This window comes from Corynebacterium haematomassiliense (assembly GCF_013978595.1).
Classification (GTDB): Bacteria; Actinomycetota; Actinomycetes; order Mycobacteriales; family Mycobacteriaceae; genus Corynebacterium; species Corynebacterium lehmanniae.
The window spans coordinates 833488-854603 of sequence record NZ_JACDTZ010000001.1 but is presented as its reverse complement, the minus strand read 5'-3'; the positions used below and the strand labels follow the sequence as shown (position 1 = coordinate 854603).

General features: G+C 65.8%; 18 protein-coding genes. 16 read left to right on the top strand and 2 right to left on the bottom strand.

Going from position 1 to position 21116, the window contains the following annotated elements:
- Positions 1-5: 5 nt before the first annotated feature.
- From H0193_RS04115 to ffh, 13 genes are all read left to right on the top strand, one after another.
- Positions 6-728, top strand: coding sequence for a DivIVA domain-containing protein (locus H0193_RS04115; RefSeq protein ID WP_181888680.1), 723 nt, complete (start codon positions 6-8; stop codon positions 726-728).
- A 19-nt stretch (positions 729-747) separates the two neighbouring features.
- Positions 748-1284 carry a YceD family protein gene (locus H0193_RS04110; RefSeq protein ID WP_181888679.1) on the top strand — a complete coding sequence of 179 codons (537 nt, stop codon included), beginning with the start codon at positions 748-750 and terminating at the stop codon, positions 1282-1284.
- Positions 1281-2048: a ribonuclease III gene (rnc, locus tag H0193_RS04105; RefSeq protein ID WP_181888678.1), complete on the top strand. Its 768-nt coding sequence runs from the start codon at positions 1281-1283 to the stop codon at positions 2046-2048. The genes H0193_RS04110 and rnc overlap by 4 nt, the downstream gene beginning before the upstream one ends.
- Positions 2041-2862: a bifunctional DNA-formamidopyrimidine glycosylase/DNA-(apurinic or apyrimidinic site) lyase gene (gene mutM / locus H0193_RS04100; RefSeq protein ID WP_181888677.1), complete on the top strand. Its 822-nt coding sequence runs from the start codon at positions 2041-2043 to the stop codon at positions 2860-2862. Before rnc ends, mutM begins: the two co-directional genes overlap by 8 nt.
- 22 nt (positions 2863-2884) lie before the next feature.
- Positions 2885-3391, top strand: a complete 507-nt coding sequence (locus H0193_RS04095) for a flavin reductase family protein (RefSeq protein WP_181888676.1) — start codon at positions 2885-2887, stop codon at positions 3389-3391.
- Between the two features lie 53 nt (positions 3392-3444).
- Positions 3445-4953, top strand: coding sequence for an alanine/glycine:cation symporter family protein (locus tag H0193_RS04090; protein WP_181888675.1), 1509 nt, complete (start codon positions 3445-3447; stop codon positions 4951-4953).
- 312 nt (positions 4954-5265) lie between these two features.
- Positions 5266-6795, top strand: coding sequence for an alpha/beta hydrolase family protein (locus tag H0193_RS04085; RefSeq protein ID WP_338026587.1), 1530 nt, complete (start codon positions 5266-5268; stop codon positions 6793-6795).
- Positions 6796-6816: 21 nt separating this feature from the next.
- The gene (locus H0193_RS04080) at positions 6817-7101 is read left to right on the top strand and encodes an acylphosphatase (RefSeq protein ID WP_181888673.1); all 285 of its coding nucleotides are present in this window, start codon (positions 6817-6819) and stop codon (positions 7099-7101) included.
- A 92-nt stretch (positions 7102-7193) separates the two neighbouring features.
- Positions 7194-7583, top strand: coding sequence for a CAP domain-containing protein (locus H0193_RS04075; RefSeq protein ID WP_181888672.1), 390 nt, complete (start codon positions 7194-7196; stop codon positions 7581-7583).
- A 24-nt stretch (positions 7584-7607) separates the two neighbouring features.
- A complete protein-coding gene (gene smc, locus H0193_RS04070) occupies positions 7608-11066 on the top strand; it encodes a chromosome segregation protein SMC (protein ID WP_181888671.1) in 3459 nt (1152 codons plus the stop codon).
- A gap of 30 nt (positions 11067-11096) precedes the next feature.
- Positions 11097-11438, top strand: a complete 342-nt coding sequence (locus H0193_RS04065; RefSeq protein WP_181888670.1) for a hypothetical protein — start codon at positions 11097-11099, stop codon at positions 11436-11438.
- 56 nt (positions 11439-11494) lie between these two features.
- Positions 11495-13144 carry a signal recognition particle-docking protein FtsY gene (ftsY, locus tag H0193_RS04060; RefSeq protein ID WP_181888669.1) on the top strand — a complete coding sequence of 550 codons (1650 nt, stop codon included), beginning with the start codon at positions 11495-11497 and terminating at the stop codon, positions 13142-13144.
- A gap of 122 nt (positions 13145-13266) precedes the next feature.
- Positions 13267-14898, top strand: a complete 1632-nt coding sequence (gene ffh / locus H0193_RS04055) for a signal recognition particle protein (RefSeq protein WP_181889606.1) — start codon at positions 13267-13269, stop codon at positions 14896-14898.
- A gap of 362 nt (positions 14899-15260) precedes the next feature.
- Here the strand turns inward: ffh and H0193_RS04050 are convergent, their stop codons facing one another.
- Positions 15261-17414: an acyltransferase family protein gene (locus H0193_RS04050; RefSeq protein ID WP_236883407.1), complete on the bottom strand. Its 2154-nt coding sequence runs from the start codon at positions 17412-17414 to the stop codon at positions 15261-15263.
- Between the two features lie 369 nt (positions 17415-17783).
- Between H0193_RS04050 and rpsP the strand changes: the two genes are divergently transcribed.
- Positions 17784-18302: a 30S ribosomal protein S16 gene (rpsP, locus tag H0193_RS04045; protein WP_181888668.1), complete on the top strand. Its 519-nt coding sequence runs from the start codon at positions 17784-17786 to the stop codon at positions 18300-18302.
- An 82-nt stretch (positions 18303-18384) separates the two neighbouring features.
- On the opposite strand, the gene H0193_RS04040 is transcribed toward rpsP, so the two are convergent.
- Entirely contained in the window at positions 18385-19356 is a 972-nt protein-coding gene (locus H0193_RS04040) for a DUF1963 domain-containing protein (RefSeq protein WP_181888667.1), read from the bottom strand.
- Between the two features lie 45 nt (positions 19357-19401).
- On the opposite strand from H0193_RS04040, the gene rimM reads away from it, so the two are divergent.
- Both rimM and trmD read left to right on the top strand, forming a co-directional pair.
- A complete protein-coding gene (rimM, locus tag H0193_RS04035; RefSeq protein WP_181888666.1) occupies positions 19402-19902 on the top strand; it encodes a ribosome maturation factor RimM in 501 nt (166 codons plus the stop codon).
- Position 19903: 1 nt separating this feature from the next.
- A complete protein-coding gene (trmD, locus tag H0193_RS04030; RefSeq protein WP_181889604.1) occupies positions 19904-20959 on the top strand; it encodes a tRNA (guanosine(37)-N1)-methyltransferase TrmD in 1056 nt (351 codons plus the stop codon).
- The last annotated feature ends 157 nt before the right edge of the window (positions 20960-21116 follow it).

Sequence of the window (21116 nt, the reverse complement as noted above, 5' to 3'; positions counted from 1 at the left end):
GCACCATGTACCGCGTTTTTGAAGCCCTGGATGAGCTAGTTCAGACCCTGGAGCAGGCCTACGGCGTGCCCATGACCTCCAATTGCATGGTTCCCCGCAACGAGATGCTTGGGCTTCTCGACGACCTCCGCAACGCCCTGCCCGTCGACTTGGACGACGCGCAGGACGTGCTGGACAAGCAGGACGAGATCCTGCGCGGGGCGCAGGACCGCGCCGACATGCTCGTCGGCGACGCGGAGGAGGATGCCCGCCGCATCGTCTCCGACGCGCACTCCGAGTCCGAGTCGATGCTCTCCGACGCGCAGGCGCGCGCGACCAACCTGGTCACCGACGCGGAGGAAGAGTCCAACATGATGGTCACCCAGGCGCAGAACGTGGCCGAGATGACCGTGAACAACGCGCAGCGTGAGGCCGACAACATCGTCGAGTCCGGCAACGCGGAGTACCAGCGCACCGTGGACAAGGGCCTGGCGGAGCAGGAGCGCCTCATCTCCGAGTCCGAGGTCATGCGCCGCGCCGACGAGGAGGCGCACCGCCTGGTGGATGAGGCGACCACAGAGTCCAACCGCCTGCGCTCGGAGTGCGACGACTACGTCGATTCCAAGCTCGCCGAGTTTGAGGAGGGGCTGCGAAACGTGCTGCAGACCGTCTCCTCCGACCGCTCCGCGCTGCGTCGCGGTGCCGGCGCCGCTGGTGCTGCGGTTCGCGGCCGACGCGACGACTACTAACGGGTAGTCTGTTGCCGTTATGTCTACCAGTCCTTTCGTATTCGACGTCAGCGACGTCCTCGGCGGCGACGGCACCCCAGAGACGGTGACACAGACAGGCCCGTCCCCGTCGCGCATCGGCCCCGAGATGATTGCCATCCCGGCAGGGCGCGAGGTTGAAGTTGAGGCGACGCTGATCCCGCTGGGCTCCGGCGTGATGGTGGATGCCACCGCGACCGCGCAGCTTGAAGGCCAGTGCGTGCGCTGCTTAAAGGAGCTCACCCCGACCGAGACGCTGCGCATCTCCGAGGTGTTTTCCGCCTCCGACGACTTCATCACCGGCGACAGTGAGGAAGACGAGGACCAGGGGTCCGGTGACGAGATCCGCAAGGTTGTCGACGGCGCCGTGGATCTGGAGCAGGCGTTCGTGGACGAGGCCGGCATGAACTGGCCGTTCAACCCCACCTGCCAGCCGGAGTGTGAGGGCGACACTGACGTGCCCGCCCCGGACGCGGTCGAGGGCGAGGAGAACAACCTGGTCGACCCGCGCTGGGCCGACCTGGAGAAGTTCCTGTGAGCCGCTCGAAGAAGAACAAGGGCAACGCGGACGAGCTGTGGGAGCAGGCGTTTGACGCCGTCGACCACGCCCCGCTTATTGCGCACCTCGGCGTGGACATCGAGCGCGACAGCCTGAAGCTTGCGCTGACGCACCGCTCGTTCGCCAACGAGCACGGGCACCTGCCCAACAACGAGCGCTTAGAGTTCGTCGGCGACGCCGTGCTGGGTTTGTCCGTGGCCACCAAGCTGTTCGAGCTGTACCCGTCGCGCCCGGAGTCCGACCTGTCGCCGATGCGCGCGGCCATCGTCTCGCGCTACGGCCTGGCCGACATCGCCCGGGAGATCGACCTGGGCAAGCACGTGCTCATCGGCAAGGGCGAGGAACTCACCGGCGGCCGCGAGAAAGAGTCGATCCTCGCGGACACCACCGAGGCCATCTTCGGTGCGATCTACCTGCAGCATGGCTTTGAGCCGGCGCGCGATGTGATACTCAAGCTTTTCGACGAGAAGCTCCGCACCGCCACCGTGAACAAGAAGCACCACGACTGGAAGACCGACCTGCAGGTGCGCCTTGCCGAGCTGAAGCTGCCGGTGGCCGAGTACGTCTCCGAAGCGTCCGGCCCCGAGCACAACCAGACGTTCACCGCGCAGGCGCTGGTGGGCGGCGTTTCCCGCGGCACCGGCACCGGCCCGAACAAGAAGCTGGCGGAGCAGGAGGCGGCCCACCAGGCGGTGCTGTATCTGCGCGACCACGCAGCGGAGGCCGTGCGCGGCAATGCCTGAGCTGCCCGAGGTTGAGGTGGTGCGCCGCGGGCTGGACCAGCACGTGGTCGGCCGCACATTCCAGCGCGTGGAGGTGCTGCACCCCCGCGCCGCCCGCGGCAACACCGTGGACTTGGAGCAAACCCTGCCGGGTCTGACCATCACCGGCACCGGCCGCCGCGGCAAATACATGTGGTTCACGCTCAGCGACGGCGCAGCACTCCTCGTGCATTTGCGCATGAGCGGGCAGATGCTCGTCGCAAAGCATGGCACCGTAACATCGCCGCACCTGCGTATTCGCGCGGACATGGGGGAGGTGGAGCTAGATTTCGTGGACCAGCGCACCTTCGGATTCTGGCAGTACACGCAGCTTATCGACGGCATTCCGCAGCCCGCCGTCCACATCGCCCCCGACCCGTTCGAGGACGACTTCGACCTGCGCGAGACCGCGCGTGCGATGCGGCGCAGACGGTCGCCGCTGAAGAATGTCCTGCTGAACCAGGAGGTGGTCAGCGGCATCGGCTCCATCTACGCCGACGAGGCGATGTGGGCCGCGCGCCTGAAACCCTGGCGCAGCGCGAAAACCATGCGCCAGCGTGACGCGGAGGCCGTGCTGGACGCCTCGCGCGAGGTGATGGCCCGCTCGCTGGAGCAGGGCGGCACCAGCTTTGATTCGTTGTACGTCAACGTCAACGGCGCGTCCGGGTACTTCTCCCGCTCGCTCAACGCCTACGGGCAGGCGGGCAAGCCCTGCGCGCGATGTGGTGCCCCGATCGAGCGCGTGACGGTCGGCGGGCGCTCTAGTTACTTCTGCCCGGTCTGCCAAGTGCGCTAGCGCGCGAGTACGGTGGTGCGACATGGTTGATCAGTCAGCATTCAAAGACGCAATGAGCCAGCTGGCTGCCGCGGTGGCGATCGTGACCACCGGTTCCGCAACAGACCCGCACGGCACCACCGTCAGCGCGTTTATGTCCCTGTCGCTGGATCCGCCGATGGTGCTGGTGTCTCTGGACAAGAGGTCATCGCTGTTGGCGTTGTTGTCCGAAGGTGCGTCGATAGGCATTAATGTGCTCTCCACCGAGCAGAACCTGCTCGCGCGGCGCTTCGCCTCGAAGGGGGTGGACCGCTTCGCGGGGGTGGAGTGGCAGATGGCGGACGGCGCGCCGCAGCTGGCCGGCAACCACACCTGGGTGGCCGGGAGTGTGGCGCAGCGGATTGAGGCGGGCGACCCTGTGCTCGTGCTTGTCGACGTTGCCGCCGCCGACGTCAACACCAACTGCCCGCTGCTGTACTGGCAACGCGAGTTTGGCACCCACGGCGCGATTCAGCCTGGCGAGGTGTGCACACCAGAGGTGGAGGGGTAGCTCAAAGACCCGTCGTTGTGTGATGTGGGCAACCTGGCGATACACTGCCCGCCATGGAAACCGCTACCTCATTCGTCGAGGACACTCTCAACGGCGTGATCTGGAACGTCGTCCCCGTGTTCCTCGTCCTCGCCGGCGTCTACTTCGGCGTGCGCACACTGTTCGTTCAAATCCGCCTGTTCCCGGAGATGCTCAAGGCGGTCGCCGAAACCCCGAAGGGCAAGGACCGCGAGGGGCGCGACCTCGATGAAGAGTACGGCGGCCTGTCCGCATTCAAGGCCTTCACCATCTCCGCCGCCTCGCGTGTGGGCACCGGCAACATCGCCGGCGTGGCGCTGGCGATCTCCATCGGCGGGCCGGGCGCGGTGTTCTGGATGTGGATGCTGGCGTTGCTCGGCGGCGCAACCGCATTTGTGGAGTCCACCCTAGCGCAGCTGTGGAAGACCAAGGACGCCGAGGGCAACTACCACGGCGGCCCGGCCTACTACATGACGCGCGGCCTGGGCTGGAAGCCGCTGGCCGTGATCTTCTCCGCGTTCTTGGCCGTCACCTACGGCTTCGTCTACAACGCGATCCAGACCAACTCCATCGTCGAGGCGGTCGGCGGTTCCCTGGGCACCGACTCCGTCGCGCTCAAGGCCGTCGTCGCCGGCGTGATTGCTGTGCTGACCGCCTTGGTCATCTTCGGCGGCGTGACCCGCATCGCCTCCTGGACCCAGGTCATCGTGCCGTTCATGGCCGGTGCCTACATCCTCATCGGCCTGGCCGTGCTGGTGATCAACTGGCGCGAGATCCCGGGCATGATCGAGATGATCGTCGGCCACGCCTTGGGCCTCGAGCAGGTTGTCGGCGCTGGCGTCGGTGCCGCGTTCATGCAAGGCATGCGCCGCGGCCTGTTCTCCAACGAGGCCGGTATGGGCTCTGCCCCGAACGCCGCCGCCACCGCCACGGTGTCCCACCCCGTCAAGCAGGGCCTCGTGCAGACCCTCGGCGTCTACTTCGACACCCTGCTGGTCTGCTCCATCACCGCGTTCGTGGTGCTGCTCGGCCCGGCCGTAACCTACGGCCGCGATGACATCCAGGGCGCGTCGTTGACTCAGTCCGCGCTGGCTGACTCCGTCGGCGCATGGGGCGCGCACGCCATCACGTTCATCCTGTTCTTCCTGGCGTTCTCCTCCGTGATCGGCAACTACTACCTCGCACAGGCGAACCTGCAATACCTCACCGACTCGAAGACCGCGATGACGGTGTTCCGCCTGGTGGTCATCGGCTTTGTCATCTTCGGCGCGTTCGGCTCCGTTCCGCTGGTGTGGGCGCTTGGCGACACCATGGCCGGAATGCTTGCCATCTTCAACATCGTCGCCATCGTCCCGCTCGGTGGCGTGGCGCTGAAGCTGCTGAAGAACTTCAACGACCAGCGCCGCAAGGGCATCGACCCGGTGTTCCACCGCGAGATGCTGCCGGAGCTGAAGAACGTAGAGTACTGGGACGGCTCCGACCCGGTGACCCGCCGCAGCGCAGACGACCGCATCACTATCAGCGAGGGCAACGACGGGCGGTAGACAGCTGTAAATTCAGGTGCTATGAATCGGCCTGAGAAAACTACCCCCGCCCTGGTTTTTCTGCATGGAGTGAATAGCAAGGGGCCGGAGGCGCCTTCCTCTTCAAGATGGAAGGAAGGGCTTGCCCGAGGGCTTCACGCTGCGGGGTACCCGGGGTTAGAGGGCGTCAGCATCGTCGCGCCCTCCTATGCTGATCTCCTTAAAAAGCTCAACGGCGACCCTGACAAAGTCGACGCCCCGATTCCTCCGATAACGCAGCCGAAGCAGTCGTCCTCGGAGCGTCGCCAGAACAGAAGCGAGTTCGATTGGCGCATGGCTGCGATGGAGCGTCGTCTCGCCGACACAGCTGCTCTCGGACCTAAACCCCTAGCCAACGCTGCGGAAATGGCTGCTGCAGCGGCCTTCAGGTTCAATAAGTTCCGAGAAGCCAGCCATTACATGAACGATGACAAAGTTCGGCGCGATGTGCTTAACCGGGTTATCCGGCAGTTGCCGGCCGAGGGGTCAATTGTGGTTATCGGCCACAGCCTGGGCAGCGTGGTCGCGGCTGACTTGCTGCCCCGCATACCGCACAACCTCAAAATTGCAGGCATGGTCACCATTGGGAGCCCGCTGGCGCAGGGCAACTTTGATTTGAGCAAGCTCGAGACCAACCTCAAGGAACCGCCGACGAATCTCGCATGGTGGATTAACTTCTGGAGTCATTGGGATCCGGTTGCTGCTCTGCGCGGAGCCTCGTCAGTTGTGCCGTGGTTGCTGGATCTTCGCGTGTCGACCCCAGTTATTCCGCACTCTGCACACTCGTCACACGAGTACTTGAAACAAGAGCTCGTAGGTAAAGCAGTTGGATACGCACTATTCGGGGCGCAGTCGTCTGAGCTCGCGGTGATTGAAACAGGCGTGGATGTTCAGATGGACCACGAGGAAATGCTAGTTCTTGCGGGTCTACGTTTGTCGCACCTGATCCGGGAAAGCCTGAAGGGTGACACAAAAGAGCGACTCGGCGGAGCGCTCGCTGATACGCAGTTTCAGGTGATTAACGACCTCATTGCTAAACGCACAATGGAGCGACGCGCCATACCTGGTGGTCTTTCTGTTCTGCAGACGAATGAAGTTTGTGACCCCGACAACCTCAGCATTCCGGTGGTGCACTTGTTCCCGGACCGCGACCAAGCCGCGAAAGACCTCATCGCACTTGCCCTTCAGAATCCCCTCGCCCCATATGAGATCGAAGTCAAAGAATCAGTTCGTGTTGCGGCTATGCGACAGCTTGCAGCCGAAATGTTGCTGACACCGCAGCAAGGGGAGGACGCTTTCGACGCACTTGAAGAAGCTTCCAAGGCGTTGGCTGGTAAGACGCGGTTCATGAAGTGGGGACTACTGGGGGCTGGCGCGCTCGCCGTAGTTGCCTCGGGAGGAATTTTGCTGCCAGCTGCGTCAGGTCTGGCTGGGGCAGCGGCGGTTACAAGCGCACTGGCATCCTTTGGCCCCGGCGGCATGGTGGGAGGCCTTCTCACCGCCGGAGCCCTCGTTTCTGCTGGGTCAGGGACTATTGCAGTGGGGATGATGACCGCAGGCAGTACCGCAGAGGAATTCGAGGGAGTAATCTACATTCAATTGGCCCGGCTGATTCTGCGGAAAACATGGAGAATGCCGTGCGATGAGTCAGTGTGGCACGTGTGGACTGAATCGGAGCGTGACCTTATTCGCCTACGGTCGAAGCTTGAACGGTTCAGCGATAAAAATGCGCCGAGGCTAAAGGACACGGATCGGAAGCTCGCCGCGGTGCGGAAAGCGATTCGCTACGCGGAAGAGAAGGGACTCAGCCCGCAGACGGGTTAAACCCCGCTACGCTTGGGTGGCATGGCAGAGACACGCATGACCGCCCACGTCCGCGGCACCGTCCAGGGGGTCGGGTTTCGCTGGTGGACCCGCTCCCGCGCCCTTGAGCTGGGATTGGCTGGCTACGCGAAGAACCTTTCTGATGGCAGGGTAGAGGTGGTTGCGGAGGGGGCCGAAGGTGACGTCGAGAAGCTGAAAGCCCTTCTTGAAGAGCAGCCTTCGACGGCGAAGCGCCCGGGCAATGTGGAGCACGTTCAGGCGCAGTTCGGGGAGCCCAAGGGCGCGGAGGGGTTTGAGGAGCGATGAAGAAGCGAATTGCGGCAACCGCTGCGGCAGTGGCACTTGCAGCGGTCCCGGCATCCGCGCAAGCGCAGGACTTATCTTCCAGCTTCGCGTCTATGAGCAGCCTGCCTAACAGGCAATACGATCCCGGTCTACCGTGGGACGTGGCGGAAGCATCGCGAGCGAAGACCTACCGCAACATCAACTTCTACCGCTTCCAAAACGGCCGCCTGCCGTGGCTGCGAAGCGGCCAGTTGGACGCGCAGGCGCAGGCGTGGGCCGAGGAGCTCAGCCGCACGAACAGCTTCCGCCACTCGGACGCCAACGTGTACGAAAACATCGCGTTCAGCTCGCATAGCCCGGAGGCGGCGTTTGAGCAGTGGCGCACCTCGCCGGGGCACAACCGCAACATGCTGTCCAACGCGCGTGCGGTGGGCATCGGTGCGGCCCACGGCTACGCGGCGGGGCACGGTTGGGGCTACATCGTGGTCATGCAGGCGCGTTAGCCAACGCGCGGTAACATCCACAAAATGCACCTGAAATCGCTGACGCTCAAAGGATTCAAGTCCTTCGCGTCGGCGACGACGATGAAATTCGAGCCCGGCATTTGCGCCGTGGTGGGGCCCAACGGCTCCGGCAAGTCCAACGTGGTGGATGCGCTCGCGTGGGTGATGGGCGAGCAGGGCGCGAAAAACCTGCGCGGCGGGAAGATGGAAGACGTCATCTTCGCCGGCGCGGGCGGACGCAAGCCGCTCGGGCGCGCGGAGGTCACCCTCACTTTCGACAACACGGACAAGCGCCTGCCCATCGACTACACAGATGTGGCCATTACCCGCCGCATGTTCCGCGACGGCGCGAGCGAGTACGAGATCAACGGCTCGAAAGCGCGCCTGATGGACATCCAGGAGCTGTTGTCCGATTCCGGCATCGGCCGCGAAATGCACATCATTGTCGGCCAGGGCAAGCTCTCTGAGATCCTGGATTCGCGCCCGGAGGAGCGCCGCGCGTTCATCGAGGAGGCCGCGGGTGTGCTCAAGCACCGCCGTCGCAAGGAGAAGGCGCAGCGCAAGCTCACCGGCATGCAGGCGAACCTGGACCGCCTCACCGACCTCACCGATGAGCTGGGCAAGCAGCTCAAACCCCTGGCACGCCAGGCAGAGGCCGCCAAGCGTGGCGCTGCGGTGCAGGCGGAGTTGCGCGACGCGAAGCTCAAGCTCGCCGGCGACCAGGTGGTGCGGTTACGCGCGAAGTACGCCGACGCCGAGCGCGCCGCCGAGATGCTGGCTGAGCAGGTGGAGACCGTCACCGCGACGCTGGAGACTGCGGTGGAGGAGCAGGAGGCCGTGGAGGCGCGTCAGCAAGAACTGCAGCCGCAGGCCCAGGAGGCGCAGCAGCTGTGGTTTGCGTTGTCCACGCTGGCTGAGCGGGTGAGCGCGACCCAGCGCATCGCGTCGGAACGCGCCCGCAGTTCCAACTCGTTCGCGCCCTACGCCGGTCAGGATCCGGAGGACCTGGAGGCGAGGGCTTCGCTTGCCGACGAACGCTACGCCGAGGCCCTCGAAGCCGCCGGGGAGGCTGCCGAGAAGCTCGAGACCATCCGCGAGGAAGTTGCCGAGCGGCAGGAGGCATTCGACGCCGCCGAGCGCGAGCACATGGCGCAGGTGCGCGCGATCGCGGACCGCCGTGAGGGTGTTGTGCGCCTGATCGCGCAGGAGGAATCCCAGGCAGCGGCCGTGGAGGCAGCCGAGGACGAGGTGCGCCGCCTGGAGGAGACGCTCGCGGAGACGAAGCGGCGCGCCCGCGAGGCCGATGCGGAGGTCGCGTCCGTCGAGGAGCGCATCGCGGGCTTCGGCTCGGAGCGCTCGCCTCTCGACGACGCATTCGCCCGCGCCCACACCGAATCCGACGCCGCCGACAAGCGCCTGGACCAGCTGCGGGCGAAGCAGCGCGAGCACGAGCGGGCGGTGGCAACCCTGCAGTCGCGCATCGACACCCTGGCGGAGCAGGCGCCGAAGCGTTCGGCGGAGGACGTGCTGGAAGGCTTTACCGCGCTTGCGGGCTTAGTCACCGTGGAGCCCGGGCTAGACCGCGCGCTTGCCGCCGCACTCGGCGAGCACGCTGAGGCACTTGCGGGTGAGGTCTCCGACGACGCGGTCGGCGCGCTGGAGTCGGCCGCGCGCACCGTGGTGGTGGACGCGCGCGGCGGGTCGTCGTGGCGCCTGGACACCGACGGCGAGATGGACTGGCTGCTCGACCACATCACACTTGACCCCTGCGTGACCGGCCCGGTCACGCGCTTGCTCGCGGACGTGGTGGTGGCGGACGATCTCGCCGCCGCACGCGCCGCGGTGGAGCAGGATCCGCGCCTGCGCGCCGTGACGCCTGCAGGCGTGCTCGTGGGCGAAGGGTGGGTCGCCGCCGGCACGGGGCAGACCTCCACGGTGGAGGTCTCCGCCCGCATCGAGGCAGCGAAGTCCGAGTTGGCCGAAGCACAACAGCTGCTCGAGGAGCTCGCGGGCACCCTCGAAGGCGCAACCGTCGCGGCCGACGAGGCCCGCGTGAGCGCCGCGTCCGCCAAGGCCGCGCTGCGCGAGCACGACACCGAGGTGGAATCCTGGCGCCGCGACCTCGCCCGACTGGTCAAACAGGCCGAGGCGAACAAGTCAGAGCACGAGCGCGCGGCAGCAAGGGCGAACGACGCGGACGCGCGCCTGGCGCAGCGCAAGGCCGAGCTGGAGGAGACGCGCGACCGCCTCACCCGCGTGGACACGGACGTCGCCGAGTCGCCGGAGGAGCCGTCGACGGAGCAGCGCGACCAGGCCAGAAACGCGCTCAACCACGCTAAGTCGCTGGAAATGGAGGCCACGCTCGCCTCGCGCACCGCGCAGCAGCGTGCGGAAGCGGAGGCTGGCAAGGGCGATGCGTTGCGCCGGCAGGCGGAGCAGGAGCGGCAGGCGAAGGCCCGCCATGAGGCGGCGATGGCTCGCCGGAGGGCGGAAGGGGAGCTGGCCAGTGCCGTCGAGAAGCACGCGCGCGACCTGGCAGCCCGCATCGAGGACGCGCTCGCCCGCGCCACCGCCCAGCGTGACGAGCTGAACGCGCAGGTCAGCTCACTGCAGGGCAAGGTGCAGCAGGCGCGCCAGCAGGTGGGCGCCACCCGCCAGCAGCTCGCGCGGCTGACGGACAATGCGCACCAGTCCGACATCGCACGCTCGCAGGCGCAGGTGCGCATCGACGAGGCGGAGGCCAACATCCCCTCCTCGCTGGGCATCGCGGTGTCCGACCTGCTCGCGGAATACACCCCGGGCGAGGACTTCGACCGCGAGGCGGAGCAGAAGCGGCTCAAGCAGGCGGAGAAGGACCTGCGCGCACTGGGCAAGGTCAACCCGCTGGCGCTGGAGGAGTTCAAGGCGCTGGAGGAACGCTACACGTTCTTGAGCACCCAGCTCGACGACGTGATCCAGGCCCGCAAGGACCTCACGAACGTGATCGAGGACGTGGACGCGCAGATCCTGCAGCTGTTCACCGACGCGTGGGCGGACGTGGAGGCCGAGTTCCCGCGCGTGTTCCAGACCCTGTTCCCCGGCGGCGAGGCGCGCCTCGTGCTTACCGAGCCGGATGACATGCTCGCCACCGGCATCGAGATCGAGGCCCGCCCGCCGGGCAAGCGAGTCAAGCGTCTGTCCTTGCTTTCCGGCGGCGAGAAGTCGCTGACGGCGCTTGCCTTCCTGGTGGCGATCTTCCGCGCGCGCCCCAGCCCGTTCTACGTGCTCGACGAGGTCGAGGCAGCACTCGACGACGTCAACCTCCGCCGACTCATCGCCCTGTTAGAGGAGCTGCGGCAGGATTCCCAGCTCATCGTGATCACGCACCAGAAGCCCACCATGGACGTGGCGAACGTGCTCTACGGCGTGACCATGCGCGGCGACGGTGTCACCCGCGTGCTCTCGCAGCGCATGCAACCTGCCGGGGCTGCGCCCGCAGTGTAATATCATCCGAAAGTTGGAGAAAGGATGACTATGTCTGTATCGCGTACCTCGGCGGTGGTAGGTGTTTTCGCACTGGCTCTCGTAGTTGGCGGATGCTCCACCTCAGCGGACCTGGACGGCACCTACGCCAAGGTTGAATCAGCTGGTGAGGAGAGTCTGACCAGTACCCTCACCATCGACGGGGGCGACTGCACGCTGCACCACGTCGCCGAGCCCGAAAATGTGGAGGCTGACGAGTCGTGCACCGTCGATGAGGATAACCTCATCTTCACCGCGGATGGCGCGGAAACACGGTTACCGGTCACTCAATCGGACAATGGGGACTTGCGGATCGGACTTGGTGACGGGGAGCTCTACCAAAAGAGCCACTAGGGCCTTCTTGATGCCCGTCCCCGCGTGATGTCGGCGGTGCTGGCACACTAGAGCGCATGGATCTCAATGCTTTAGTGAACAGCACTGCGTTTTGGATTGTTCTCGCAGTCATCGTCATTGCGCTGATCCTCATCGGCGTTGTCGTCGCCGGTAAGAAGCGCAGGGAATCGAAGACCATCTCCTTTGACAAGGTCGAAGAGCCCAAGGAGCTGACCCAGCAGGAGAAGTCGGGCAACTACCAGGCCAAGGGCGGCTTCAACTTCGCACAGGCGGACGCGCAACCGAAGCAGCCGGAGCCGGTTCGCCGTGAGAAGCCCGCGCCGAAGCAGGAAGCAGCCGCGGCTTTTGTCCCTCCGAAGCAGGAGGAAGAGGAGACCGTGGTCGAACGCGCAATTTCGCGTGACGACGAACCACAGGTCCCCACCGAAACCACCCAGCCCGCGAAGGCTGAGTCGGAGGCGCCGGTGGAGCAGCCGGTGGAGCCCTCTGAACTGGTTGCGGAGGAAAAGCCAGTTGCACCCGCGGAACCGGCCGAGCCCGTGGAACCCGCTGAGCCCGTCGAACCTGTCGAGCCCGTCGAACCGGCTGAGCCCGTGGAACAGGTTGACGAGGTCGAGGCGGAGCCCGTCGATAAGCAGACTGCTGCTGAGGCTGAGGCCGAGGAAGCCGCGGCGGCTGCGGCGGCCGCGCAGGAGAGTGCGGACGAGGCGCGCCAGGACGGTGCCGAGGTCTCCGAGGACGCCGTCGTTGTAGAGGCGCCGACGGAGGAGCCGCTGGACGACATCGCGCCGGCCGCCGGCCGCATGGGCAAGCTGCGCGGGCGCCTGTCGCGCTCCCAGAACGCGATCGGCCAGGGGCTGCTCGGCATCCTCACCGCGGGCGACCTGGACGAGGACGCCTGGGAGGAGATCGAGGACACGCTGATCATGGCGGACCTCGGCGCCGAGCTGACCATGAAGGTCACCGACTCGCTGCGCGAGAAGATCGCCGAGCGCGGCGTGGAGACCGAGGACCAGGCCCGCGCGATGCTGCGCGAGACGCTCATCGAGGCCGCGCGCCCGGAGATGGACCGCTCCATCAAGGCGATGCCGAACGACGGCAAGCCGGCCGTGATCCTGGTCGTCGGCGTGAACGGCACCGGCAAGACCACCACCACCGGCAAGCTCGCGCGTGTGCTGGTGTCCATGGGCCACTCCGTGGTCCTCGGCGCGGCCGACACCTTCCGCGCGGCCGCCGCGGATCAGCTGGAGACCTGGGGCAAGCGCGTCGGCGCCTCCACCGTGCGCGGCAAGGAGGGGGCGGACCCGGCGTCCGTCGCCTTCGACGCCGTGGCCACCGGCGTGTCCGAGGGCGCGGACGTCGTGCTCGTGGACACCGCGGGCCGCCTGCACACCTCCACAGGCCTGATGGACCAGCTGGGCAAGGTCAAGCGCGTGGTGGAAAAGAAGAGCAACGTCGACGAGGTCCTGCTGGTGCTGGACGCCACCGTCGGCCAGAACGGCATCATGCAGGCGCGCGTGTTCCGCGACGTCGTGGACATCACCGGCGTGGTGCTGACCAAGCTCGACGGCACCGCGAAGGGCGGCATCGTCTTCCAGGTGCAGGAGGAGCTCGGCGTGCCCGTCAAGCTCGTCGGCCTGGGCGAGGGCGCGGACGACCTCGCGCCGTTTGAGGTGGAAAGCTTCGTCGACGCGTTGCTCGGCTAAGCATTTGCCTATCGACGCCCACGCGCCCCGGCTGACGGCACAGTGATGTGCTAGTCGCCCGGGGCGCGCGCTAGTCTTGTGGGGATTATTTTCCGCTAGCAGCACAAGGGAGCGTGCACACCGTGTTCGAGTCACTGTCCGACCGCCTCCAATCAGCCCTCGGTGGCCTGCGCGGCAAGGGCAAGCTCACCGAGGAAGACATCAACGCCACCGCGCGCGAGATCCGTCTCGCCCTGCTTGAGGCGGACGTCTCGCTCACCGTCGTGCGCGCGTTTATCAAGCGCGTCAAGGAGCGCGCGCTCGGCGCCGATGTCTCAGCGGCGCTGAACCCTGCGCAGCAGGTGATCAAGATCGTCGACGAGGAGCTGACTAACATCCTCGGCGGCGAAACGCGCCGGCTGAACATGGCGAAGAACCCGCCGACCGTGATCATGCTGGCCGGTCTGCAGGGCGCCGGTAAGACGACGCTGGCCGGCAAGCTGGCACACCACCTGGCCAAGCAGGGCCACACCCCGATGCTGGTGGCCTGCGACCTGCAGCGCCCGGGCGCGGTGCAGCAGCTGCAGATCGTCGGCGAGCGCGCCGGCGTGCCCACCTTCGCACCGGATCCGGGCACGTCCCTGGATTCCTATGAGCACGAGATGGGCACCTCCCACGGCGACCCGGTCGCCGTGGCGCAGCAGGGCATCGAGCACGCCAAGCACCACAAGAACGACGTGGTCATCATCGATACCGCGGGTCGCCTCGGCATCGACGAGACGCTGATGACCCAGGCGCGCAACATCCGCGACGCCGTCAACCCCGACGAGGTCCTCTTCGTCATCGATGCCATGATCGGCCAGGACGCGGTGAAGACCGCCGAGGCGTTCGCCCAGGGCGTAGATTTCACCGGCGTGGTGCTGACCAAGCTCGACGGCGACGCCCGCGGCGGTGCGGCTCTGTCCATCCGTGAGGTCACCGGCAAGCCGATCCTGTACGCGTCGACAGGCGAGAAGCTCGAGGACTTCGACGTCTTCCACCCGGAGCGCATGTCCAGCCGCATCCTCGGCATGGGCGATCTGCTCTCTCTGATCGAGCAGGCCGAGGCGACCTACAACGAGCAGGACGCCGAGGCTGCCGCGAACAAGCTCACGTCCGGCGAGCTGACCCTGGAGGACTTCCTGGACCAGCTGCTGATGATCCGCCGCATGGGGCCCATCGGCAACCTGCTGAAGATGATGCCGGGCGGCAAGCAGATGAACCAGATGGCCGACATGGTCGACGAGAAGCAGCTCGACCGCATCCAGGCCATCATCCGCGGCATGACGCCCGAGGAGCGCCAGGACCCGAAGATCCTCAACGCTTCCCGACGCAAGCGCATCGCCAACGGCTCCGGCGTGAAAGTCTCCGACGTCAACCAGCTCGTCGACCGCTTCTTCGAAGCCAAGAAGATGATGGGACAGATGGCCAGCCAGTTCGGCCTGCCGGGCATGCCGGGCATGGGCGGCGGCCGATCCGCCACGAAGAAGAAGCCGAAGGGCCGCAAGGGCAAGAACGGCAAGCGCAAGGCGCCGAAGCGCGGAGGCGGCATGCCCAAGATGCCGGGCATGCCGGGCATGGGCGGCGGTATGCCGGGGATGCCCGGTGGGATGCCGGATCCGAAGGAGCTGGAGAAGCTCCAGGAGCAGCTGCCCGCAGGCATGCAGGGCATGGACCTGAACAACCTGGACTTCAACGAGGCGATGAAGCGCATGCAGAAGGGCAAGTTCTTCTAAGCCGCGCCGCGGTCTGCCCGGGCGTTGTTGCCAACCGGCGGCACTCTCCCGCAGACCCCGAGCGGAGGACCCCTAGTATGGCCAGTTTTCGGCCGTACTAGGGGTTTCTCGCTCTGGTTCTGTGGGGTGGGGCTCCGGCGGCGGGGCTCGGCGGTGGGGCTGTGGGCGTGGGTGGGGCTCCGGGGCATAGACCCTGGGAGGCAAAGCCTGGGATCGCGCAAAAATCGCGCGTTGCCAGGGTCTTGATCCCAGGGTATGCGCGCCGGGGAGGGGGACGAGCGTGCGGGGACGAGCGCGCGGTGACGGGGAACGAGCGGGCCGAACCGCTGGGGAGCCGACGCGAGCGCCCCGAACGAGGGGGGCTACGGGGTGGCCGGAGGGGCGTCGAGAAGCGAAAGCTCCTCGAAGATCGGCGCGAGGCGCTCCCACAGAACCGGAGCCAGCGACTCGGCGTAGGCGTTGGAGATGTGGTTTTGGTCGCGGTAGATGTACACGTTGCCGATCTGCGGTGGGCACAGACCGTCCACGCAGTACCAGCTGGCGGTGTCGAGTTCCCACTGCGCGAAGGCGGCGTCGATCAGCTCCGCCGCCGGGTCCTCGGGAGCGTAGACCATGTCCGCGGCCATGGAGCAGTCGTGCTCGGAGTAGCCCGCCACGATGCACAGGTTCGGGTCCATTGGCTCGCCGGTGGGGGTGAACATCCACGGGTTGTCGCGCAGGCCCACGAACGGGATGCCTAGCTCGGCCAGGCGCTGCCAGAGGTTGGCGTAGGCTTCCGGCACGTAGTCGGCGGAGACGCGGCCGTCGCCGGCGTGGCCCGCGGGGCGGGTGGAGGTGGAGATGACCATGGCGGGCTGCAGGTTGATGATCTCCTGCATGGCGTTTTCGCCCCACTCGGCGCACTCGGGGGAGACGATCTCGTTGGCCGGATCCAGAGGCCCGCCGACAACCAGCGGGCATTCCTGGCGCACGAAGGTGGCGACCTTGAAGTGGTGCTCCTTGCCCAGTTTGTCCAGGGGGACGATAAACGGCTCGATGTGGGAGCCGCCGGCGAGCACGACCGTCGTCTCCGCCGCGAGGTCGCCGTAGGTGCAGTCAGGGCCCGGCATGGCGTCGGGGGCTTCGGGGAGGAAGATCATGCAGTCGTCGAGCCCGATGGGCGGGAACACGCCGGCGATGAGGTTCGGGTTTGGCTGCGGTTTCACGTTCGGCACTTGCGCGCCTTGGATGGCGCGGGCGCCGGGGTAGTTGACCGGGTCGAGGGCCTTTTCCGCGCTGTCGACGCGGTTGTCCCAGTACGGCTGCACGGCCAGCGCCACGGCAAAAAGCGCTGTCGCCAGCACGCCACCTACCGCACGCGCGGCACCGGGCAAGGTGCGTAGCGACGCTCTCGCGTCCGCCACCGGATGGTCGTCGCCACGCGGGCGCGGGCGGTGCTGGCGCAGCGGGTCCTCCACGAGCGTGTGGGTGACGTGTGCCAGGCACAGCGACACCACGATGACAAGTGCGCCCAGCCAGGCCGGAGGGGTGTCGTAGCCGCCGATGACGGTGACGATGATCAAAAGCGGCCAGTGCCACAGGTACAGCGAGTAGGCCACGCTGCCTAGCCAGGTCATCGGGGCGGAGGCGAGCACCCTGGACACGCCGTTGGCGTTGCCGGAGAGGATCACCAGCGCCGCACCGGTGAGCGGGATCAGGGCGACGGGGCCGGGGAAGGCCAGCGAGGTGGGCACGATCAGACCGGTGACGGCGATGAGCACCACGCCGAGCAGCGCGGTGAGCCACGCGGTGGTCTGCGGTAGGAACCGGTTCCTCGGCACGAACGCCAGCAGCGCGCCGAGGGAGAGCTCCCACGCGCGGGAGAACGTGGAGTAGTAGTTCTCGCCGGTGCCCTCCAGCCCGAAACGAGAGGCCCAGGCGAACGACGCCACGGTGATCACAGCCAGCAGCGCAATCGCGGCGCGGCGGGCGTGCTCAGGCTTCGCGTGCAGCTTCACGACGGCCACGGCAACGACCCAGCCCATAAGAATGCCGAAGACGTAGAACTGCCCCTGCACGGACATGGACCATAGGTGCTGCAGGGGAGAGGTCTCCTGGCTGGCCGCGGCGTAGTCCGCGTTCTGCGCCATCAGCTCCCAGTTTTGGAAGTACAGCATCGACGCGGTGACCTGGCGCGACAGCTCCACGCCCATCAGTTCCGGGGTGAACGCCATGACCAGGCCGACGACTGCAACCACCACCAGCGCGAGCGCTGGCACCAGCCTGCGGATTGTGCGCCACAGTGGCCACCACGGATTCAGGTTCGGGTTCGGGCGCAGCGCGTAGCGCAGCTGGCCGCCGAGGAAAAAGTAGCCGGACAGCAGCAGGAACACATCAACGCCGCCGGAGACGCGGCCGACGAACACGTGGAAGATCACCACGAGCGCGATCGCGAACCCGCGCAGTCCGTCCAGGTCGACGCGGTAGACGGTGGAGCCCTTCGTCGGCTGTGGTGGGTGCCCTGCCGTCGTACTCAACCGTTTCTCCAAACCGTCTTGTCGTGTGTGCTTCTGTGCTGTGCCGACTATCGTCACAAGCGGTTAAGGACAATACCGTTCCGTGTTCGCGAGACCGAACCAGACTCGCGCGGGCATGACCGGGCAAAAGCGGACGCGTGTTTTGGAGCCTGGCCAAAGCGCGCGTAAGGTATCACGGGTTGTCCGGCGTGTTTGTTCGCCAGGCACGACAAGTCCATAACTGCGTACGCGCCGGATCCGTCTTGCCCGTGCTTTAAAGCACGGGAGGTCGCCCGGCCAGGCACGCGCAGGGTAAATAAGAAGGGTTGAACCGGCTCGTCGATAAGTGGCGAGTGTCTGCACTGCCCAGTGACCTAAAGGAAGTACACCATGGCTGTAAAGATCAAGCTGCAGCGCGTTGGCAAGATCCGCAACGCGCAGTACCGCGTCGTCATCGCTGACGCCCGCACCCGCCGCGACGGTGCCGTTATCGAGAACATCGGCATCTACCACCCGAAGGAAGAGCCGTCGCTCATCCGCATCGATTCCGAGCGCGCTCAGTACTGGCTGGGTGTCGGCGCGCAGCCGACCGAGCCGGTGCTGGCACTGCTGAAGGTGACCGGCGATTGGCAGAAGCACAAGGGCCTCGACGGCGCCGAGGGCACCCTGAAGGTGGCCGAGGAGAAGCCGTCCAAGCTCGACCTGTTCAACCAGGCTCTGGAGGAGGCCAAGAACGGCCCGACCGCCGAGGCCATCACCGAGAAGCGCAAGAAGGCCAAGGAAGAGGCTGAGGCAAAGGAGGCCGCTGAGGCCGCCGCTGCCGCCGAGGCTGAGGCTGCTGAGGCTGAGGGCGAGTCCGCAGAGGCTGAGTCCGAGGCTTCCGAGGACGCTCCGGCTGAGGAGAACTAAGCACTCTTCGCTTATCGACGCCACCCCCGTTCCCGCACATTGCGCGCGGAACGGGGGTTTCGTGTTGGTGGATGAGCTTTTACTATCCGCAGTCCCAGCCGAAGATGACCCGGTCGAAGTTGCGTGCGGCGAGATCGTCAGGGTGGATGAAGAAATTGCCGCAGCCGCAGTCGCCAAACATCAGATTGCCGTCGTGACTTACAGATGCAAGCGACACGCGCGGGTCTCCGGGTGTCAGAATGCAGTCATTGATCCACTGGGAGTATCCCCCGAGCCGGGTGCTGTCCTTCCAAAAGTATGGTGCTGGCTGTAGTAGCTGGTCAGCTGAGGGGTCGAGAACGAATCCTTCTTGTTCCGCCTGTGCGACAGCGGAATCAAACATAGCTTGAAGTTCGCTTTTGTCATCTGTCCACGCTCGCGTCGTGCAAATTTCTTCTTGATCCCCGATTACTCTGCGTGACACGATCCGCCCACGGAATACATGTAGTGTTTGCAGATCGCTGTCTCTTCTAAGAAGGACGTGGGGTTTGTGGGGTGAAAAAGCGTAAGTGTTGAATTCTTTGGACCCTAGAGTCACAAATTGTTCGGTGCGCACACCAGAAATAGTGGTGGCCTCGAGCGGATCAATCGCGGGGTGATCACCAGAATCCAGGACACTTTCGGGCACCTCACCAACGTGCGGTTCCGTCGTGTCCGGAAGGTATCGAGCGTTTTGAGTTGGCTCGGGGTTCGATGGTTCTCTCACCGTATCCCGGTAATTATCGCCCCACATGTCATCATCTGAGACAAACAGTTGAAGTATTCCGGTGGTTGGAAAACCAGGGAGAGGATCGAATTCTGAAAAATTGAACTGAGCGATGAAGTACATAGGCTCACCACTGCGATACGGGTACGGCGCGTATTCGGGGAGGTACGGGGTCCCACACACCTTGGAGGTTGTGGGGCTATCCGGACGTTCGCTGGCCTCGAACCGGATTGAGGGGCGTGTAGTGAATTCGTCGAAGGGATACTTCAAATCATTGGAGGTGCCGGTTGGGCCTTCGTAGATCCTCATACTGTCGCAGTGTAAGCAGATTGTGCGCTGATAGTCTTGGCTCCCATGGAGCTGCAGATCGGCCGCGTGGTCAAGTCCCACGGCGTGAAAGGTGAAGTTGCCGTCGAGTTGCTGGCGGACGAGTCGGAGGAGCACATCGTCGTCGGCGCTGTGCTGACCGGCCGCCAGGCGGGCAAGGAGCGGGAGCTGACCGTGAAGACGGTGCGCCCGCACCAGAAGCGCCTGCTGGTCAGCTTCGAGGAGGTGCCGGACCGCACTGCCGCTGACAGCCTGCGCGGCATGAAGTTCTTCGCCGAGCCGCTGGAGCGTGAGGAGGACTCGGACGAGTACTACAACCACGAGCTCATCGGCCTGAAGGTGCGCCACGACGGCGCTGAGGTCGGCGAGGTCACCGGCGTGATGGACGCGCCGAACCGGAAGATCCTGGAGATCGACTACAAGGGCAAGGACGTCATGGTCCCGTTTGTGATGGACTTCGTCCCGGAGCTCGACACGGATGCGGGCTACCTCACCATCACCCCGCCCGAGGGCCTGCTGGATGTCTAAGCTGCGCCTCGACGTTGTCACCATCTTCCCCGAGTACCTCGACCCGCTGCGCCACGCGCTGCTGGGCAGGGCGATCGAGCAGGGGATCCTGTCGGTCGGTGTGCACGACCTGCGCGACTGGGCCCCCGGCAACCACAAGTCCGTGGACGCCCCGCCGCTGGGCGGGGGGCCGGGCATGGTGATGAAGCCGGAGGTGTGGGGGCCTGCGCTTGACGACGTCGCCAAAGGCCGCCCCGGAACATCCCTCGACACCGCGGCCGCGCACCGCAACGACAAGCTGCGCCACGACGACGTGCACGAGGTGGCACCCCGTCCGTACGAGGGCGGCGAGGACAGCGGCAAGCCGCTGCTGCTCGTGCCCACCCCAGCGGGCAAGCCCTTCACCCAGCAGGATGCGCAGGCGTGGTCGCGCGAGGAGCACATTGTGTTCGCCTGCGGGCGCTACGAGGGCATCGATCAGCGAGTCTTCGAGGACGCGAAAAAGCGTTACCGCGTGCGCGAGGTGTCCATCGGCGACTACGTGCTGATCGGCGGCGAGGTTGCCGTCCTAGTCATCGCGGAGGCGGTCACGCGCCTGATCCCGGGCGTGCTGGGAAACACGGAAAGCCACGAGGACGACAGCTTCTCCGACGGTCTGCTCGAAGGCCCGAGCTACACCAAGCCGCGCGTGTGGCGAGGACTTGAGGCGCCGGCGGTGCTGACCTCCGGCGACCACGCCAAGGTGGAGGCCTGGCGCAGGGAGCAGTCTTTGAAGCGCACCCGCGAGGTGCGCCCAGAGCTGCTGGAGCAAACTCATCTGAGCGAGGACGACCGGTTCATCTTGGACGCACGCGACGTGGTCACGACGGTCAAGGTGGACGGGGCGGAGCGGGTCGTCGTCAAGCAAGTGCGCAGGGCCTTGAAGAAGGCTGGCTACCGCGACCCCGAGATCACGCTGGAGGGGGATACGCTCACCGTCGCCGGGCGCACCGCGCTCGCGCTCGAGGAGGCCACGCGTGCGGTGGAAAATGCGCTGCCACCTGGGGCTTATCAGTCGGGCGAGACTGTAGAGGTTTAACCTATCTGGTGGGCAACCACCGGCACCACGCGGATTGGCAAGTTCGTGATCAACCACTCCTTCCTCGTTCCGGGCGCGATCTCGGTGTTCACCTCGTGTGTGGTGGGGTCGCTACTGGCGCAGGTGCTGCTGTAAAACTCGCGCGAAACGGGCGCGA

Bases quoted from the DNA above. Each gene is read 5' to 3' on its own strand.
- H0193_RS04040 (WP_181888667.1), bottom strand. From the start codon at position 19,356: ATGAGGATCTACGAAGGCCCAACCGGCACCTCCAATGATTTGAAGTAT.
- mutM (WP_181888677.1), top strand. From the start codon at position 2,041: ATGCCTGAGCTGCCCGAGGTTGAGGTGGTGCGCCGCGGGCTGGACCAG.
- H0193_RS04095 (WP_181888676.1), top strand. From the start codon at position 2,885: ATGGTTGATCAGTCAGCATTCAAAGACGCAATGAGCCAGCTGGCTGCC.
- H0193_RS04080 (WP_181888673.1), top strand. From the start codon at position 6,817: ATGGCAGAGACACGCATGACCGCCCACGTCCGCGGCACCGTCCAGGGG.
- smc (WP_181888671.1), top strand. From the start codon at position 7,608: ATGCACCTGAAATCGCTGACGCTCAAAGGATTCAAGTCCTTCGCGTCG.
- H0193_RS04090 (WP_181888675.1), top strand. From the start codon at position 3,445: ATGGAAACCGCTACCTCATTCGTCGAGGACACTCTCAACGGCGTGATC.
- H0193_RS04115 (WP_181888680.1), top strand. From the start codon at position 6: ATGTACCGCGTTTTTGAAGCCCTGGATGAGCTAGTTCAGACCCTGGAG.
- H0193_RS04085 (WP_338026587.1), top strand. From the start codon at position 5,266: ATGGCTGCGATGGAGCGTCGTCTCGCCGACACAGCTGCTCTCGGACCT.
- ftsY (WP_181888669.1), top strand. From the start codon at position 11,495: ATGGATCTCAATGCTTTAGTGAACAGCACTGCGTTTTGGATTGTTCTC.
- H0193_RS04065 (WP_181888670.1), top strand. From the start codon at position 11,097: ATGTCTGTATCGCGTACCTCGGCGGTGGTAGGTGTTTTCGCACTGGCT.
- H0193_RS04075 (WP_181888672.1), top strand. From the start codon at position 7,194: ATGAGCAGCCTGCCTAACAGGCAATACGATCCCGGTCTACCGTGGGAC.
- rpsP (WP_181888668.1), top strand. From the start codon at position 17,784: ATGGCTGTAAAGATCAAGCTGCAGCGCGTTGGCAAGATCCGCAACGCG.
- H0193_RS04110 (WP_181888679.1), top strand. From the start codon at position 748: ATGTCTACCAGTCCTTTCGTATTCGACGTCAGCGACGTCCTCGGCGGC.
- rimM (WP_181888666.1), top strand. From the start codon at position 19,402: ATGGAGCTGCAGATCGGCCGCGTGGTCAAGTCCCACGGCGTGAAAGGT.